Source organism: Porticoccus litoralis, assembly GCF_030676955.1.
Classification (GTDB): Bacteria; Pseudomonadota; Gammaproteobacteria; order Pseudomonadales; family Porticoccaceae; genus Porticoccus; species Porticoccus litoralis.
Window position 1 is genome coordinate 129,718 of the sequence record NZ_JAUUUU010000001.1, and the last position, 18,663, is coordinate 148,380.

At 52.7% G+C, this 18,663-nt stretch carries 16 protein-coding genes; 2 read left to right on the forward strand and 14 right to left on the reverse strand.

Annotation, left to right across the window (positions count from 1 at the left end; genetic code table 11):
* Positions 1–6: 6 nt before the first annotated feature.
* The 5 genes from rpoS to truD all read right to left on the reverse strand — a co-directional run bounded on the left by rpoS (position 7) and on the right by truD (position 4,594).
* Positions 7–945, reverse strand: coding sequence for an RNA polymerase sigma factor RpoS (rpoS, locus tag Q8A57_RS00640; RefSeq protein ID WP_305168989.1), 939 nt, complete (start codon positions 943–945; stop codon positions 7–9).
* Between the two features lie 122 nt (positions 946–1,067).
* Positions 1,068–1,865, reverse strand: coding sequence for a peptidoglycan DD-metalloendopeptidase family protein (locus Q8A57_RS00645; protein WP_305169701.1), 798 nt, complete (start codon positions 1,863–1,865; stop codon positions 1,068–1,070).
* A gap of 38 nt (positions 1,866–1,903) precedes the next feature.
* Complete coding sequence (locus Q8A57_RS00650; RefSeq protein WP_305168990.1) at positions 1,904–2,839, reverse strand: DUF368 domain-containing protein; 936 nt, start codon at positions 2,837–2,839, stop codon at positions 1,904–1,906.
* Positions 2,840–2,855: 16 nt separating this feature from the next.
* Complete coding sequence (locus Q8A57_RS00655) at positions 2,856–3,497, reverse strand: protein-L-isoaspartate(D-aspartate) O-methyltransferase (protein ID WP_305169703.1); 642 nt, start codon at positions 3,495–3,497, stop codon at positions 2,856–2,858.
* A gap of 80 nt (positions 3,498–3,577) precedes the next feature.
* On the reverse strand, positions 3,578–4,594 hold the full coding sequence (gene truD / locus Q8A57_RS00660; RefSeq protein WP_305168991.1) for a tRNA pseudouridine(13) synthase TruD: 1,017 nt from the start codon (positions 4,592–4,594) through the stop codon (positions 3,578–3,580).
* 95 nt (positions 4,595–4,689) lie between these two features.
* Here truD and Q8A57_RS00665 point away from each other — a divergent pair, with 95 nt between their 5' ends.
* Positions 4,690–5,382 (forward strand): type 1 glutamine amidotransferase, encoded by a 693-nt coding sequence (locus tag Q8A57_RS00665; RefSeq protein WP_305168992.1) that lies wholly within the window; start codon positions 4,690–4,692, stop codon positions 5,380–5,382.
* A gap of 10 nt (positions 5,383–5,392) precedes the next feature.
* On the opposite strand, the gene ispF is transcribed toward Q8A57_RS00665, so the two are convergent.
* The 7 genes from ispF to tilS all read right to left on the reverse strand — a co-directional run bounded on the left by ispF (position 5,393) and on the right by tilS (position 12,470).
* On the reverse strand, positions 5,393–5,869 hold the full coding sequence (gene ispF / locus Q8A57_RS00670) for a 2-C-methyl-D-erythritol 2,4-cyclodiphosphate synthase (RefSeq protein WP_305168993.1): 477 nt from the start codon (positions 5,867–5,869) through the stop codon (positions 5,393–5,395).
* Positions 5,870–5,907: 38 nt separating this feature from the next.
* Positions 5,908–6,621, reverse strand: coding sequence for a 2-C-methyl-D-erythritol 4-phosphate cytidylyltransferase (ispD, locus tag Q8A57_RS00675; RefSeq protein WP_305168994.1), 714 nt, complete (start codon positions 6,619–6,621; stop codon positions 5,908–5,910).
* Between the two features lie 62 nt (positions 6,622–6,683).
* Entirely contained in the window at positions 6,684–6,965 is a 282-nt protein-coding gene (ftsB, locus tag Q8A57_RS00680) for a cell division protein FtsB (RefSeq protein ID WP_305168995.1), read from the reverse strand.
* Between the two features lie 106 nt (positions 6,966–7,071).
* Complete coding sequence (gene eno / locus Q8A57_RS00685; protein WP_305168996.1) at positions 7,072–8,361, reverse strand: phosphopyruvate hydratase; 1,290 nt, start codon at positions 8,359–8,361, stop codon at positions 7,072–7,074.
* 71 nt (positions 8,362–8,432) lie between these two features.
* On the reverse strand, positions 8,433–9,290 hold the full coding sequence (gene kdsA, locus Q8A57_RS00690; protein ID WP_305168997.1) for a 3-deoxy-8-phosphooctulonate synthase: 858 nt from the start codon (positions 9,288–9,290) through the stop codon (positions 8,433–8,435).
* Positions 9,291–9,293: 3 nt separating this feature from the next.
* Entirely contained in the window at positions 9,294–10,919 is a 1,626-nt protein-coding gene (locus Q8A57_RS00695; RefSeq protein WP_305168998.1) for a CTP synthase, read from the reverse strand.
* Between the two features lie 183 nt (positions 10,920–11,102).
* Complete coding sequence (tilS, locus tag Q8A57_RS00700; RefSeq protein WP_305168999.1) at positions 11,103–12,470, reverse strand: tRNA lysidine(34) synthetase TilS; 1,368 nt, start codon at positions 12,468–12,470, stop codon at positions 11,103–11,105.
* 245 nt (positions 12,471–12,715) lie between these two features.
* Between tilS and Q8A57_RS00705 the strand changes: the two genes are divergently transcribed.
* Complete coding sequence (locus Q8A57_RS00705) at positions 12,716–14,035, forward strand: sigma-54-dependent Fis family transcriptional regulator (RefSeq protein ID WP_305169000.1); 1,320 nt, start codon at positions 12,716–12,718, stop codon at positions 14,033–14,035.
* A gap of 22 nt (positions 14,036–14,057) precedes the next feature.
* Here the strand turns inward: Q8A57_RS00705 and Q8A57_RS00710 are convergent, their stop codons facing one another.
* Both Q8A57_RS00710 and dnaE read right to left on the reverse strand, forming a co-directional pair.
* Complete coding sequence (locus Q8A57_RS00710) at positions 14,058–15,008, reverse strand: acetyl-CoA carboxylase carboxyltransferase subunit alpha (protein ID WP_305169001.1); 951 nt, start codon at positions 15,006–15,008, stop codon at positions 14,058–14,060.
* A gap of 113 nt (positions 15,009–15,121) precedes the next feature.
* Positions 15,122–18,616, reverse strand: a complete 3,495-nt coding sequence (gene dnaE / locus Q8A57_RS00715; RefSeq protein ID WP_305169002.1) for a DNA polymerase III subunit alpha — start codon at positions 18,614–18,616, stop codon at positions 15,122–15,124.
* Positions 18,617–18,663: the final 47 nt, after the last annotated feature.

Below are 18,663 nucleotides of genomic sequence, written 5' to 3' on the forward strand. Positions count from 1 at the left end.
AGAAGATCAGTTTTCATCAAACAAGGTATGTCCATCCAAGCCCTGCTTGTTCACGATTGACCGCAGGCGGCGTAAAGCTTCCACCTGAATTTGTCGGACTCGTTCTCGGGTCAACCCTATTTCGTGGCCGACTTCTTCTAGGGTGCACACATCGTGTCCGTGTAAGCCGAAGCGACGCACAATCACTTCCTGCTGCTTATCCGTCAGCTCTGACAACCAAAGCTCAACCGCGTCATTCATATCCTGATCTTCGACCAGCTCTTCAGGATCACTGGGGTGCTCGTCTGCCAGGGTTTCAACCAGCATGCGATCACCATCTTTGCCCATGGGCACATCAACGGAAGTTACGCGTTCGTTGAGACGCAACATCCGTGAAACATCATCAACGGTTTTGTCCAGAGACTGTGCGATTTCTTCAGCGGTCGGGTCGTGATCCAGCTCTTGCGCAAGACGACGGGATGCCTTGAGGTAGACATTGAGTTCCTTTACCACATGAATGGGCAGACGAATGGTTCGCGTCTGATTCATCAGGGCTCGCTCAACTGATTGGCGAATCCACCAGGTGGCGTAAGTGGAAAAACGGTATCCAAGCTCTGGGTCAAATTTTTCTACCGCCCTCATCAGACCGAGGTTGCCCTCTTCGATCAGGTCCAAAAGAGACAGGCCACGATTGACATAACGCCTCGCAATTTTAACTACCAGACGTAGATTGCTCTCAATCATGCGCTTGCGAGCGGCCTCGTCGCCCTTGGCAATCTTGCGAGCGAAAAAAACCTCTTCTTCGGCAGAAAGCAACGGAGCATAACCAATCTCTTTCAGATAAAGACTGGCCGCATCCAACACCTTTTCCTCTTTCGATGACTCGAAGGACTGCTGAGCATCCTCTTCGCTAGCGTCATCGCTCAGCTCAAAGCCACCCTCTTTTTCGTTATCATCGTCGGACACAAAAACTATTTCCTAGCAATCATCAAAACATCTAAAGTCAAAGGCCCAAAAACAGAGCACAAGACAGGTCAGCACCCAAACTCTGTCAGGAATGTATCACCAAACTCCGTCGTATGACAGCTTCATCGTTTCGGTAAGTAAGCTAGCGGATTCACGGGCTTGCCATCTTTTCGTATCTCGAAATAGAGTCGTTTATTGTTGGCGGGATCACCCCCCACTTCCGCAATTTTCTGTCCCGTTTTCAGAACCTGTCCCTCCTGCACCAGAAGAGTCCGGCAATGAGCATAGGCACTCAGGTAAACCTCACTGTGTTTGACAATCACCAGTCGGCCATAGCCCCGCAGCCCTTCCCCGGAGTAAACCACGATACCGGGCGCTGCTGCCATAACGGCCTGCCCTGGAAGGCTTTGAATATCAATCCCTTTGAACAACGGGTCGCTGTTGTAGGTTTTAGTTACTCGCCCCTCTGTGGGCCATTGCCAGTTCCAGTTTGAAGGTAACGAGGCCGTGGATTTTGGTGGTGGCCGGGTGACTTTTACGGGGGTTTTCGGAGGGACTTCCACCACCTTTGTTTTGGTGGATGTTTTGCTGGAACTAACTGGTGCAGGTTTAGGTGCCACAGAAGTATATCTAGGTGGCGGTATGCGTGTCGTGTCCAGGGTCAACCGCTGTCCACGGTAAATGGTATACGGAGGTCTCAACCCGTTGGCACGGGCCAGTTTGTCCACATCTTTTTCATAACGCCAGGCAATAGCAAACAGGGTTTCACCCTGCGAGACCAGGTGGTAGTCAATTTTTTCACTGGGCGGTGGGGGTCTTTGGCTAATAGGTGCCGGGGGCGGGCTATGGCAAGCAGAGAGCAGAAAAACACCGGCACACAGGGCAAGCGCTCGCAAGACGAATTTCCGGCACTTCTGCACTGACAAAAATCATTCCCCCTAGCGCGTTACCCCTATTTTCAGAGTTTGCTGCGTCGCCCACCAAGATATTCCAGTCCCAGCACCAGAATCAAGCCAAAGACCATGCACCCTGTCGCAAGAATTGTCTTTGGATCCAGGCCAGTAAGGCGCGCAAACTCAGCTGGCGTTAACAGCCGCGAGGAAAGTACTACTTCCCGACCATGGTTATCCATCATGACTTCCAGGGTTTCACGCCAGGGCCAGACAATCATCAGCGAACCCACCAGGAAGCCGGTGAGAATGGCGATCGTGACGGAGTGATAGCGGTGCAACAACCATGACAGCACCCGGGCAAAGGCCATCAGTCCACACACACAGCCCAGCAGGAATGTAAGGAGTATCTGCCCGTTGAACTCACTCACGGCACCAATCACTACCGGATACATACCTAGCAACAGGAGAATGAAACTACCGGAGACCCCCGGCAATATCATGGCACAGATGGCAAGAGCACCCGAGAAGAACACCACCAGCAAGCCATCGTTACCCTGCACGGGTGGCGCGAATGAGATGGCTGTGGCAATCAGTGACCCGATAATCAGTGCCACCCACTCCTGAAGCCTCAGGTGGGGCAACTGCCGGAAAATATAGATAATGGACGCCACAATCAAACCGAAAAAGAAAGACCAAATCAAAATGGGCTGTGTCAGTAGCAGGTGACTCACGAGTTTCGCCAGCGATGCAATACTTAACAGGACACCGGAAAAAAGCACCAACAGGAAGTTACCATTGATGCTGAGCCAGAAAGCTTTTGGTCCGTCCTTGATAAGTGTTCTAAGCGCGCTTAAGTTGACGCTGCGAATGGAATCCAGAAGCTCTTCGTAAATGCCGCTGATAAAGGCAATGGTCCCGCCTGAAACACCGGGCACCACATCTGCGGCCCCCATGGCCATGCCTTTCAGGAATAGCAATATCCAACGCTTCGCAAACTGCACAGCAATATCAGCCTGATTACCGGGTGGTGCCGCCGAGCAAGGGCACAAAACGCACCTTCTCTACGACACGTTCTTCGAAATTGTTGCTATCCCCTAACCGGGTGATAACGAGAAGTTCCTGCACATCGCCTGGGCCCACGGGGATAACCAGAATCCCGTCTGGCCCTAGCTGATGCAATAATTCTTCTGGCACTACATTGGGCGCAGCAGCACTGAGAATAGCATCATAGGGGGCATATTCCGGCAGTCCGAAACCACCATCACTGTGGGAAAAACGCACATTGCGAAGACCCAAAAGCCTCAACCGCTCCCGGGCTTTATCAATCAACGGTTTGATACGCTCAACACTGTAGACCTGATCCACCAGTTGAGCCAGAACCACAGACTGGTAACCTGACCCCGAACCAATTTCCAGGACTTTCTTCCGCGGCCCCAGGGATAAAAGAATTTCGGTCATGAGGGCCACGATATATGGCTGCGACAGAGTCTGCCCGTAACCAATGGGCAACGCAGTATCTTCGTAGGCACGGTGAGAAAGGGCTTCATCCAGAAACAGGTGACGGGGTGTCATACGCATGACATCCAGTACTCGCTGATTGGTTATACCCTGTTCTTTTAGGCGTTGGATGAGACGTTCACGGGTTCGCTGGGAGGTCATGCCAATACCACCAAGCTCAATCGAATTCACTCCTGCAAACCCCTAATGTCAATCGAAAAACGAACTATACCACAGCGCCCTTATTCCGCCACAGAGCAAGACTGCTGCAGGTTTGCCACTTCTCGCAACACGGAAGTGGCAAAACAACCCGGGGGCAGAAAGAAGGCCAGTTCAAGATCAACATCATCACCCTGTACACTACTTTGCCAACACCATTCAAAGCCCTCGGCATGTAAAACCAATGGACGCCGTTCCTGGGATAACCCACTGAATTCCAGCCCGTGACACCAGTCCTGCCACTCCTCGAGGACCTGGGACTCCAGCTGACGCACATCGCCTGGAACCTGGGTTCTTCCCCGCCCCCACAAGGGGCCACTGGGGATCGTTTCATCCGGCATGGGGATATTCCAGTTGTGTCGAGCGACACGCTCCGCAAGAACCAGGTTAAACAGGTAGGACCTTGCCGCAGACAGGTAAAGCCCCCCCATCCCCGCCCCTTTTCTGGTTTTCTTCCTTCGCTGTGACCGCTCGGCAGAGCGCTGCTGCAGGAGCTTGTCGGCCTCGTGCAGGTTTCCGGCTTCCCGGCCAAAGCGCTGCTCGCCGAAATAGTTCGGTACGCCTTCGCGCGCAATGGTTTCCAGGCGGGATGCCAGCACCTGTCTGTCACCCATCAGCTGACGCAAACGAATACGGAAGTGATTACCTGCGTGCATACCACGGCGCAACTTTTTATGGTGACGCGCCATTTTCAGAATCTGACATCCATCCAGCTGGGGAAGCCGTGACAATTGCTGATCCTGCCCTGCCGGTAAATGCACACTGAACCATTGGCGGGTAACAGCCCCACGGTCCTTCAGTCCACAATAACCTACCGCAACATCCTCTACCTCAAAGGCCTCGGCCAGCAAATGGGCAACCCAACGGGTATTCTGCCCCTCCTTTTCTATATAAAGACACAGGTGCTCGCCATCTCCTGAAAGGTCAAAATCCAAAGCCTCCACCACTTGAAAGTCTTCGGGGCTTTCCCGAAAGCGGGCAGTGATATCCGGGCTACCAAAGGCATAGGGAAACGTGAGTGAAAATTGCCTAGTGTTCATAAAATCCTTAGCATTAGCATGCTGTGCAAGTGTACGAGCAGCTACGCCGCTCTCAAAGCCTTAGCTTGGGCATTTCTTTCCGACAGGACTTCCAAATGCGAATTCACTACCTGCAACATGTTGCCTTTGAAGGACTGGGCAGCATGCAGCAATGGTTTATAGACCATGACTTTCAGATCAGTGCCTCACAGCTCTATGCAGGGGAGCCGTTGCCTGAGCTGAGCGATATCGACTGGCTGATCGTCATGGGCGGGCCCATGGGGGTTAATGATGAGCACCTTTACCCTTGGCTGGCAGATGAAAAAACATTCATAAAAAAAGCCATCACATCTGGAAAAATCGTCCTTGGCATCTGCCTCGGCGCTCAATTAATTGCTCAGGTTCTTGGTGCAAAAATAGCGAAAAACCCATACCGCGAAATTGGCTGGTTTCCCCTACAGATTCACGAGGAAGCTGGGCGAACAGTGATCGGCAGAATTCTTCAGACTCATCCCCTGGCATTTCACTGGCACGGCGACAGATTTGATATCCCCAGCGGGGCCATACCCTTAGCGGGAAGCAACGCCTGTGACAATCAGGGGTTTATCTATCAAGAACGAGTCATCGGCCTGCAATTTCACCTGGAGACAACCGCAAAGTCAGCCAGCGACCTCATCGAGCACTGTGGTGACGAACTGGATGGTAGTCATTACGTTCAGGGGGCAGATGACATGCTTTCGCAACCGGAACGGTTTCACACCATTAACCAGTTGATGACTGAAATTCTGGAGGCGTTAAGCCGGGCCTGACCGCTTTGGACTAGGCAACCTTATCCAGCAGCACCACTACCTGTGCAGCAATGCCTTCACCACGACCTTCAAATCCCAGTTTTTCCGTGGTGGTCGCTTTGATATTCAGCTGCTCCGTCCCGCAATTCAGGTCAGCACTGAGATTTTCGCGCATGGCCAATATGTGGGGAGACATTTTCGGGGCCTGGGCGATCAGCGTCATGTCAGCATTGACCAGCGTGAACCCTTGGTCGGCAATCAGGGCTTGGACATGCCGCAGCAGCTCACGGCTATCTATGCCACGATAGGCCGAATCTGTATCAGGAAAATGCTGACCAATATCACCCAGGGCAGCGGCACCCAGCAAGGCATCACACAGCGCATGAATCAGCACGTCTCCATCGGAATGAGCCACCAGTCCGCGGGAAAAAGGTATGGTCACGCCACCAATAACAATGGCGTCGCCTTCGCCGAAGGCGTGAACATCATAACCCTGGCCTATTCTCATTGTTCGGTCCTCTGCTCAGCAGTCAGCTCAGTTGCCTATTAGTCGCACTGCACCACTTCGGTCTTCTGCTGATATTTCAGAATAGCCTCAGCAATTTCAAGATCTTCCTGCCGGGTAATTTTGATATTGTCACGGCTACCTTCGACCACCATGGGGGTGTGACCCAGGCGCTCAACAGCAGCAGACTCATCCGTCGGTTGCCACCCTTGGCGAACCGCTGTATTCAAGCTCCAGCTTAGCATCCCGTATCGAAACATCTGCGGCGTCTGCGCCAACCAAAGTTTGTTACGATCTTCGGTACCCGCAATATCATCACCCTGCTCGACCCGCTTGACAGTGTCGCTCACAGGTACGGCCAGAACACCGCCTACCCGATGATCCTCCAGAGACTGCATCAGGTGCTGGACTTCCGCGACACGAACACAAGGTCTTGCCACATCGTGAACCAGTATCCAGTCATCAGTGTGTGCTTCCCGGGTCAGGCACTCCAGTGCAAGACGCACAGAATCTGCTCGCTCTTTACCACCGTGGACAGTACGAATACGAGGGTGATCGAATACAGCCAGTTGTTGCCAATAGGTATCATTGGGATGAACCGCCACCACGACAATCGCGTCGTTTACTGCCAACAAACGCTCCAGAGTGTGTTCAACGACGGTCTTTCCCGCCAGAGACTGGTACTGCTTTGGAACTGGAGCTCCAAAACGACTGCCGACACCCGCAGCGGGCACGATGATCCATCTGGCGGTCATATCATAAGCTCCAGCAAGTTACGGTAGGCATTCTGTAGAGGGGCATAACACGGCCAGTTGGTTCATTGATCCTCAGGCTCCACCACCATAAAAAATGTTTCTCCTTCCTTGATCATGCCCAAATCGGTCCTTGCACGCTCTTCGATACTTTCAACGCCTTCCTTGAGATCGACCACCTCACTGACCAGCGTCTGGTTGCGTTGCCGCAGTGTTTCGTTCTGCGCTTCCTGCTCGGCCACTTCTCGCTCCAAGGTCAACTTTTTGGCAAGCCCACCCTCTCCCAGCCACAGTTGGTACTGAAAGAAAAGCAACAGCAGCAAAAGACCAATCATCAACCAGCGCATGGGGCGATTTTACCGAAGTCACCTACTAACGTCAGCGGACAAAACAATGCTCTAGCCAAAACCATCGGGGGCGGCCAATGGCCGCCCCCGCTGAAAATTTGTCTGATCAGGACTTGAACTCCGCCCTGCCCCGGTAGGGTGCCAGCCCCCCCAGTTCAGCTTCAATGCGCAGCAGGCGGTTGTACTTGGCAACCCGGTCTGAACGGCACAGCGACCCGGTTTTGATCTGGCCTGCTGCAGTCGCCACGGCCAGGTCTGCAATGGTGGTATCTTCGGTTTCTCCGGATCGGTGTGAAATCACCGCGGTGTAACCGGCGTCCTTGGCCATTTTAATCGCATCAAGGGTCTCAGAGAGCGAGCCAATCTGATTGAACTTGATCAAAATGGAGTTGGCCACGCCCATCTCAATACCCTTCTTGAGAATCTTTGTGTTGGTGACAAACAGGTCGTCACCCACCAATTGAACTCTGTGACCTAATTTTTCTGTCTGGTATTTCCAACCATCCCAATCAGATTCGTCCTGGCCATCCTCAATGGAAATAATCGGATACTGGTCGCAAAGCTCCGCCAGAAAATCACTGAAGCCCTCGGACGAGTAGACCTTGCCTTCGCCTGCCAGATCGTACTGGCCATCCTTGTAAAACTCGGAAGATGCGCAATCCAGAGCCAGGGTAATATCCTCTCCCAGCTTATAACCTGCAGCTTCAACTGCTTTCTGAATCACTGCCAGCGCCTCGGCATTAGAAGAAAGATTAGGAGCAAAACCACCTTCATCACCCACTGCTGTATTCAGGCCTTGACTACTCAGCACCTTTTTCAGTGAGTGGAAGATTTCCGCCCCCATACGCAGAGCCTCGGCGAAAGATTTAGCCGATACCGGCTGCACCATGAACTCCTGGATATCGACGTTGTTATCAGCGTGCTCACCACCATTGAGAATATTCATCATGGGAACGGGCATGCTGTAATTTCCCGAAGTGCCATTGATATCGGCAATATGGGCATAGAGGGGAACGCCCCGGGATTTTGCTGCAGCTTTAGCGGTCGCCAGAGAAACCGCCAGAATCGCGTTGGCCCCATATTTTGATTTGTTTTCAGTCGCATCCGCAGCAATCATGGCGTTATCGATATCACGCTGTTCAAGGGCATTTTTTCCCAACAACAATGAACGTATTTCGGTATTGATATTCTCAACGGCTTTTAGCACGCCTTTACCCAGATACCGTGACTTATCGCCATCACGCAACTCCAGAGCTTCCCGGGACCCGGTAGATGCGCCGGATGGGGCACAGGCAGTACCCACACTGCCATCTTCCAGTATCACGTCTGCTTCTACGGTCGGGTTACCCCTGGAATCCAGCACTTCATAAGCGCGGATGTCGATAATGTTGGACATTTAGTTCTCCCTCAAATACCGGCAGCGGCCGAGAGTAAAGGCCACTGCCATTCTAAAATTTCGACCACTACTCAGCAGATAGACAACTCTGGCTGAGACTTAATCAGTTCATCAATCGCCTTCATTTGTGACAGGAACGGTTCCAGCACATCCAAAGGCAAGGCACTGGGACCATCACATCTTGCCTGATCCGGTTGCGGGTGGGCCTCAAGGAAAAGACCGGCCAAACCTACGGCCATTCCGGCCCGGGCCAGCTCCGCCACCTGGTGACGACGCCCTCCGGACGCAGCGCCCATCGGGTCACGACACTGTAGCGCATGTGTCACATCGAAAATCAGGGGCAAGCCGCCACTGATCTCTTTCATGGTTCTGAAACCCAGCATATCCACGATCAGATTGTCGTAACCGAAATTCGCACCACGCTCGCACAGCATGACCTGGTCATTTCCACACTCACGGAACTTGTCGACAATATTCCCCATCTGGGACGGGCTGAGAAACTGGGGTTTTTTGACATTGATCACCGCGCCGGTTTCCGCCATCGCCTTGACCAGGTCTGTCTGGCGGGCCAGAAAAGCCGGCAACTGAAGCACGTCACAGATTTCAGCAACCGGTTGAGCCTGTTCGATCTCATGCACATCCGTGATCACTGGAATGGCAAATGTCTTTTTGATTTCTTCGAAGATTTTTAATCCGGCTTCCATCCCGGGGCCACGGTAGGAATGAATTGAGGAGCGATTGGCCTTGTCAAAGGAAGCCTTGAAAACATAGGGAATACCCAGACGCGAGGTAACTTCAACATAATGCTCTGCCACACGCATCGCCATATCGCGGGATTCGAGTACATTCATCCCACCAAAAAGGACAAAAGGCCGGTCATTGGCGACAGCAATGCCGCTGACATCAATAGCAACGCTGGGGGTGGTCACGGATCAGTCCTCCGCTGTATGTTTCAGGGCTGCCTTGACGAAACTGCTGAACAGCGGGTGTCCATTACGCGGAGTCGACGTGAATTCCGGGTGGAACTGACAGGCAAAAAACCAGGGGTGCCCAGGTATTTCAATGGTCTCGACCAGCGTCTTGCTTTCGGACCAGCCACCGACTCTCATACCACCCTGTTCCAGTTGGGGAACATATTTATTATTGACTTCATAACGATGACGGTGACGCTCCAGGATGACATCAGAACCATAGATGTCATGGGCCATGGTGCCTTCCACAAGATAGCTGTTCTGTGCACCCAGACGCATGGTGCCCCCGAGGTCAGATTCCTCTGTGCGGGTTTCAACGCTGCCATCGATATCAACCCACTCGGTAATCAGTCCGATCACCGGGTACGGGGTCTTCTGGTCAAACTCGGTGCTGTTGGCAGCTTCCATACCGCAGACATTGCGGGCAAATTCAATCATCGCCACCTGCATACCCAAACAGATACCCAGGTAAGGGATGTTGTTAACACGAGCATGCTTGACTGCTTTGATTTTCCCCTCAACGCCGCGTACACCGAAGCCTCCGGGTACCAGAATGCCATCAACACCCGAAAGCAGTGACATATCCGCTTCGAGATCCTCGGAATCAATGTAGCGCACATTAACTTTAGTCTGATGGCGAATACCGGCATGCATCAGCGCTTCATTGAGCGATTTGTAGGCGTCCAGCAGCTCCATGTACTTGCCAACCATAGCAATGGTGACCTGGTGTTGCGGGTTCAGCTGGTTCTCCACTACCCAGTCCCAGGCACTGAGATCAGCCTCTCTGTACTCCAGGTGCAGCTTTTCCATCACGATCCGGTCGAGGCCACGTTTCTGCAGGTCACGGGGGATAGCGTAGATGGTTCGAGCATCGAGCAAGGGCACGACGGCGCGCTCCTCGACATTGGTAAAGAGGGCAATTTTCTTGCGCTGACCTTCATCCAGCTCCACTTCAGAGCGGCAAAGCAGAATGTCAGGCAACAGACCGATGGATCTTAATTCTTTGACCGAGTGTTGAGTCGGTTTTGTCTTGGTTTCCCCGGCAGTGGCAATGTAGGGAATAAGCGTCAGGTGAATCAGCAAAGACCGTGATGACCCAAGTTCCAGCTTTAACTGCCGGATAGCCTCAAGAAAAGGCTGGGACTCAATATCACCCACTGTACCGCCAACTTCGACAATGGCCACATCGTAACCTTTTCCGCCAGCCAGTACCCGACGCTTAATTTCGTCGGTCACATGGGGGATCACCTGTACGGTACCGCCCAGATAATCACCGCGGCGCTCACGACGCAGAATGGTTTCGTAAACTTTGCCACTGGTGAAGTTGTTGAGCTTTCTCATCTTGGAAGAGAGGAAGCGCTCATAGTGACCCAGATCCAGATCTGTTTCAGCACCGTCTTCGGTGACAAAAACCTCACCGTGCTGGAAAGGACTCATGGTCCCCGGATCAACGTTCAGATATGGATCGAGCTTGAGAATGGTGACACTCAAACCGTGGGCTTCAAGAATGGAGCCAAGTGACGCCGAGGCGATGCCTTTACCCAGTGAAGATACAACACCGCCCGTAACGAAAATATAACGTGTCATCTAGACCCTTCCGAACACTTTGAATACTACTTTTTAAAATGCCGAACCCACGCCTTAAATCAAGGCATGTTACTGATAAATCATGAAAAATTGGCTACGGGTAAGGAATACTTAAGACCGGCGCCCATCCGCTTCAAGATGGGATGCCAGACTACCAGAAAGGGGCTCCCCGCTCAATGCGAATTACTCGGGATAAGACCAATTTATCGTCACACCTTCCTGCCCGGGCGTTGCCGAAAACCCCTCACAAACCCAAAGATCTGCCACCGCCACCAGTTCACCATGGAGATAAATCAGTGGCACACGATCCCGCAGCCACGGCTCAAGACCATACTCCTGAAACAGAATTTTTAAGTTGTTCGAGCCCTGGCGACCTTGTGGCCGGCATCGTTCCCCGCCCCGACGAAAGCGTACTTCCAGCAAAGCATCGTCCGGGTGAGATAACCCCTCCCCCGTCGCTACTCTACTGAAAAGAGCGCTCTTATCTGGCAGAACCAGCGGCTCACTCACATCCCAGAAGAATGGCTCATCAGTTTCCGGTAACCCAGGCTGAATAGGTAACAGATAGAGCCTGTGTTGATAGCGACGCAGTTGCGCACCTCCCCAGGTGATCTGAGGAGAGCCATCATTTCTGGCAGGTAACAATTCTTCTCGTAGCGCCGTCATCACCTGGTGACCTGGCCGCGGAATATCGTGTTGTGCCAACCAGTACCGCAACAGGTTTCCCTGTCGCAGGCTATCAAACCCCTGAAACGAGTCGATACAAATGCTCCAACCTAACCGCTCGGACCGCTCACCCACAGTCATCAGATCCTGAGAGGCCAATTCATCCACTAGCTGCTCATTGTCTCGACACAGAGCTGCACTTGTCGCAATACGGGACGTATAGTCAGGCCAGCGGTCAGCCAGGTTTGGAATCACCTGGTGACGAATGTAATTGCGGTCATATTCAAGCTGCTCATTGCTCTCATCCTCAATCCAAGAAAGGCCTGTTGAGAGCGCATAATCCTGTAATTCCTGACGGGTAAACCTCAATAACGGGCGCAGTAATTCCCCATGGCCCAGAGGCCGACTAATCGGAATACCGCTCAGCCCCAAAGGCCCACTCCCACGCAGCAAACGATAGAGGACAGTTTCCGCCTGATCATCGGCATGGTGGGCCAACAGGATCAACCCACCATCATCCAGGTAGCGTTCAAACACCTGGTAGCGGGCATCACGGGCGGCGGCTTCCAGCCCCTGACCCGCCGTTTCAACCTGCACCGTTTCAGATATCAGTGTGACACCCTGCTCACGACAGACCTGTTGGCAATGTTGCTGCCAGGCGTCAGCGTTTGGCGATAGCTGATGGTTAACATGGATCGCGATGACGTTCTCTTCACCCAGTATTTCCACCACACTGTGAAGCAATACATGGGAGTCGAGGCCCCCGCTGTAGCCAACATAGCAATGACTTGCCTGTTGCAGTCGAGGCAGAAAGGTAATGATCTGATCCGGGGTATAGGCCATGGGCTCAAAAACCAATAAGAGGCCGTAAAGTATAACTTGCACACATCAAGAACAAACAATGTTTGCGAAGCTACATCACCTCAAACAGAGCACTAAAATCATCAGTACAAGCCACTTGGAATATGAGTGGTCCTAAGGCCCGACAAACTGGCTATTTTTGTGACGTTATTGACATTTAGGTGTCTATACTTTTAGGTAACGGACGTAGCGGGAGAATGATCGGTCAATTAATACTAACAAGTAGTTGCCGATAGATTACATCATGGTAGTCATACCGGGAGGTATCGATGCCTATCAACAAATCCGGTGGAGCCGACAACAAAGTCCCGAAAAAAGGGGCTTTAACTCTGGAGGCACTCCAGGAGGAAAATGACTTCTACCGGGGTAGAGGCGGGATCAGTGAAGAAAACCGTTCCTATGGTTACAAACCCGCTTTTTACGATATGGAAAGTGGCGTGGTTTACCCGTCAAAATTTGCCAATGGCCACGAAGCCCCCATGCATGTACTGGACGGACTTCCGGACGATGTGGTCGCGACCCGCCTCAACGATGGCAAGGTGACAGCGGTCCGCCCGGGAGTTATTTCCGGCTTCATGCAACGAGGACATTTCTATACTCGCGAACAGGCCGCTCTGGCCACCAGCCAATTGCGCGACCGTACCCAGATGCTCAGTGATCCCCAGCAACATAACCAACTGCTGGATGCCTGGGAAAAATTTCTTGTTGATGAGGACTATCCCGGGGATTTGATCCGCCCGGTGGTGGGTGACTCCTGGCGGCGCTGTTACCAGTCCCAGACAGACCCTGAGTTACAGTATGCGCCGATCATCTCTGACACAGAACAGTTAAACCAGCGTCGCACGCTTCAGGCAGACCTGATGAAGGCTGCCAATCCCATCTTGCAGCGGGCATCGCAGGTACTGTTCCGCACAGACAGTCTAATTCTACTGGCAGATGCCGACGGACTGATTCTTGACGCAAAAGCGGATGATGCCGTACTGAGCCAAGCCAGAGATATCAACCTGATCCAAGGTGGTGTCTGGAACGAAACAACTGCGGGCACCAACGCCATTGGCACAGCACTGGCTGCTGCGGAACCGGTTCAGCTTTATGGAGCTGAGCACTTCTGTGCAGGGATCAAACACTGGACCTGCTCTGCCGATGTCATCCGCGACCCCCACGATGGAAAGGTTCTGGGTGCAGTGGATTTATCAGGTCTCACGGACACCTACCAGAGCAATGCCCTGGATTTTGCCATCATGGCAGCACGGTTGATTGAATCTAATCTGGCAAAGGATTACTTCTATTCCAGACAACAGGTGATTGAAGCAACGCGTTCCATGTTCGTGGGATGGAAAACCGAGGGGCTCCTGGCATTTGACCGCCGAGGCCGACTGGTTAGAGCCAATCAACATGCCCATCAAACGCTGAAGCAATTGGGAGCCGATCTAGTGGTGAGCCCCCAGTGTCGCCTGCCGGCACTGGACGTCGACTTACCCTTGGCGTCAGCCAACGCCCCCGCATGGCTTCAGCAACAGCTTACTCTGCCAATTGAGTTAAAAAACCAGCGCGTAGGAACATTGGTCGTGTTATCCGCCCAGCATTAGCGGGCGGCATGGGGAAATTAATCTAGGCGTTGCCGTAATTTATCAAGCGCTGATATCGCTTTTCCAGCAGCTCATCAATCGGTACAGCCTGCAACTGCTCCAATTGGGCTGAGAGCCGCTCCCTCAAAGTGGCAGACATTGCTTCAATATCGCGATGGGCACCGCCCAAAGGTTCAGGAATAGTTTCGTCAACAATACCCAGATCCTGCAGCACGGAAGACGTCACACCCATTGCTTCGGCAGCATCTGGTGCCTTTTCAGTGGTTTTCCAGATAATGTTTGCGCAACCTTCCGGGGATATCACGAAATACGTCGCATATTGGAGCATGTTCAGATAGTCGCCGACGCCGATAGCCAGCGCGCCACCAGAACTGCCTTCGCCGATAACGGTGCATATAATGGGCGTTTTCAACCGCGACATGACCGCCAGGTTTTGTGCGATGGCTTCGCTGATACCTCGCTCTTCGGAGTCGATGCCGGGGTAGGCTCCGGGGGTGTCGATTAGTGTCAACACCGGCATTTTGAAGCGTTCCGCCATTTCCATCAGGCGCATGGCTTTACGGTAGCCTTCCGGCTTGGGCATGCCAAAGTTGCGGTAGACCTTATCGGTGACACCGCGGCCTTTTTCCTCGCAGATAACCATCACGGGTTTGCCATTGAGGCGAGCCACACCGCCGACAATGGCCTTGTCATCACCAAAATGGCGATCACCGTGCAGCTCCTCAAAATCGGTAAATACCCGCTCGATGTAATCCATCGAGTAGGGGCGCTGAGGATGACGGGCTACCTGTACGATTTGCCAGGATGACAGGTCAGCATAAATCTTTTGTGTCAGCTTCTGGCTTTTATCCCGCAGCTTGGCCACCTCATCGGTAATGTTGACTTCATTGTCGTTACCGACCAGTTGCAGCTCTTCAATTTTCGCTTCAAGTTCTGCAATGGGTTGCTCAAAATCGAGATAATTCAGATTCATAGGGCCACATATCCACAGTGTTATAGAAACATCTCACCTCCACTTGGAGGGAAGGCCAATTGTACTGACAGCGCTGACGAATTCCTACCCGCAATCGGGCCTGTTAACAGGCACTAAAACCTTAACTGGACACCTGAGCTGCCAAACAACTCGCGCAGTTTGTGCAGCAAATCATCATCCGGGGCTACGGACCACTGCTCTCCCAGTGCGATTTCACCTTTGGCACTGTCGGTATGATAGAGAATCCGCACCGGGCAACTGCCCTGCTGATAGGGCAACATAATATCTGCCATCTGCTCGAGCCAACTGCCACTGAGCTTATCCCGATGAATTTTGATAGCAATACTCTTCAGGTAATTAGCTCTGGCTTCGAAGAGGCTGCGCACAGAATCTGCGCGCATTTTCAGGCCGCCGGTATAGTCATCCTCTGATATCTGACCCTCCACCACCAGCAAGGCATCCTTCTCTATCTTGTCCCGGTGTTCGCGGAAAATATCTGCAAACACGGCAACTTCAATACGTGCACTGCGATCGTCGAGAGTCATCACCGCCATGTTATCGCCGCGTTTGGTTTTAATGACGCGCATTCCAACCACGAGACCTGCCACCAACTGCGCTTTTTTATCCGGTTTCAAGTCGACGATGCGAGCGCCGACAAAATGTTTTAACTCTTCCAGGTACTCATCGACTGGGTGTCCTGTGAGGTACAGGCCCAATGTATCCTTCTCACCCCTGAGACGTTCCTTGGCGGTCAGGCTGCGCTGCCGTTGAAAAGACTGATAACCGATTTCGGGGGCGCTTTCCTGAGGCGTCGATCCAAACAGATCCGACATGCCGCAATCAGTATTTCGCGTGTGCTGCTCTGCCATTTTGACCGCCTCCTCCATGGCCGCCAGCATCACCGCCCGTCGATATCCAATTTCTCCGTCCGGGCCGATGGTATCCAGCGCTCCAGAGCGAATCAGCGCCTCCAGGGCGCGCTTGTTGACCCGATGGGCATCAACCCTGGCGCAAAAATCAAACAGATCTGAGAATCCCCCCCCCGTTTCCCGGGCAGCAATAATACTGTTCACCGGACCCTCGCCGAGGCCCTTGATGGCACCCAGGCCATAAATCACCTCGCCCTCTGGGGACACAGTAAACATAAACTGACCGCGATTGACGTCAGGTGGTAACAGCGCCAGGTTCATGGAGCGGCATTCTTCAGTCAGGGTGACCACCTTGTCGGTATTCTGCATATCCGCCGACAACACTGCGGCCATAAATTCTGCAGGATAATGTTGCTTTAACCAGGCCGTCTGGTAGGCCAGCAATGCATAGGCCGCCGAATGCGATTTGTTAAAACCGTAGCCGGCAAATTTTTCTACCAGATCAAAAATTTTAATAGCCAGATCTGGATCTACACCCTGTTCTTTTGCACCATCTTCAAAGATTTCACGCTGCTTCGCCATTTCCTCGGGTTTTTTCTTACCCATCGCCCGGCGCAACATATCTGCACCACCGAGGGTATACCCCGCCAGCACCTGAGCGATCTGCATGACCTGTTCCTGATAGACGATGACACCGTAGGTGGGCTCCAGGACTGGCTTGAGACTCCCATGTTGAAATTTGGAGTCCGGGTACGCCACTTCAGCACGCCCGTGTTTGCGGTTGATAAAGTCATCCACCATGCCGGATTGCAGGGGACCCGGTCGAAACAACGCCACCAGCGCCACAATATCCTCAAAGCAGCTTGGCTCAACGCGCTTGATCAAATCCTTCATGCCACGGGATTCCAACTGGAACACCGCGGTGGTTTCAGCTCGCTGCATCAGACCATAGGTGGCAGGATCATCGAGCGGAATAGCCTCTAGCTCGATTTTTTCCTCTGCATCCTCACCCACACGATCATTCACCATCTTTACTGCCCAGTCGATGATGGTCAGCGTGCGCAAGCCGAGAAAATCGAACTTCACCAGGCCCGCCTGTTCAACATCATCCTTGTCAAACTGAGTGACGAGGCCCTCACCCGTCTCATCACAATACAGCGGCGCGAAATCCGTCAGCGTGGTCGGAGCGATGACCACACCACCCGCATGTTTGCCGACGTTTCGGGTAATGCCCTCAAGTTGCAGGGCCATTTCCCAAATCTCCTGAGCTTCTTCATCCGTGTCCAGGAATTCTTTCAGCACTTCTTCCTGGGCAACGGCTTTCTCGAGAGTCATGCCAATATCCGGCGGAATCATTTTCGAAAGCTTGTCCGCCAGACCATAGGATTTACCCTGTACCCTGGCAACATCACGCACCACCGCTTTGGCCGCCATGGTGCCGAAGGTAATAATCTGGGAAACAGCATCACGGCCGTAACGATCAGCCACGTAAGCAATTACCCGATCCCGGTTGTCCATGCAGAAATCAATATCGAAATCGGGCATTGATACCCGCTCCGGGTTGAGAAAGCGCTCAAACAGCAGGTCATATTCCAAAGGGTCCAGATCCGTAATACCCAACGCATAGGCCACCAGAGAGCCAGCCCCCGAACCCCGGCCTGGCCCAACGGGAATATCGTTATTTTTGGCCCAGCGGATAAAGTCCATCACAATCAGGAAGTAACCGGGGAATCCCATCTGGATAATGATATCCAGCTCAAAACGCAATCGATCCAGGTAAACCTGACGTTGCTGCTCGTAGTCTTCGGCAGCGTCATCTAGCAGCGTCAACAATCGCTCTTCCAGTCCTTCCCAGGAGACCTTCTCGAAATAACTGTCAGTTGTCATGCCCTCCGGGATCGGATATTCCGGCAGAAAATATTCACCCAGTTTGAGTTCCAGATTGCAGCGCCGGGCAATTTCGACAGAATTTTCCAGCGCCTCGGGGATATCACTGAACAATTCCAGCATCTCTTCCGGTGAACGCAGATACTGCTGATCGCTATATCTCCGCTCCCGACGGGGATCGTCCAAGACCCGCCCTTCCCCAATGCAAACCCTGGCCTCGTGGGCCTCAAATTGATCAACACTGAGAAAGCGCACATCGTTGGTGGCTACAACGGGGCAATCGGTATCAGCCGCCAGGGAAACTGCCCGGTGGATGTAGCTTTCTTCCCCCATTCTCCCCGTACGTGTTAATTCAAGATAAAAGCGACCGGGAAACTCATCTTGCCATTGCGACAAAAGCTGTTTTGCCTGTGACGTTTTATCACCCAGAAGGGCCTGACCAACATCACTGAATCGCCCGGCAAGCACAATCAGCCCCTTGGCAGCTTCAGTGATCCAGTCACGGCGAATATACGGTTTACCCTGAATCTGCCCTTCCTGGTAGGCCCGGGAGATAAGGTTGGTCAGGTTGCGGTAACCCTGCTGATCCATCACCAGAAAAGTGAGATTAAACGTAGCGTCATCCGGCAGATCACCAGCCACTTCAAGGTCGGCACCGCAGATCGGTTTGATGCCCGCACCCTGTGCCGCCTTGTAAAACTTCACCAGGCCATAAAAGTTACACACATCCGTTAATGCCACCGCTGGCATGGATAACTCGGAGATAGTTTTTACCAGGGGTTTAAGACGCACAATGCCGTCGACCAGTGAATATTCACTGTGCACACGTAAGTGAACAAAAGATGGTTTCATAGAACTCTACAATGCTTGAATGGGAAAGTTGGTCAGTGTCGACTGAC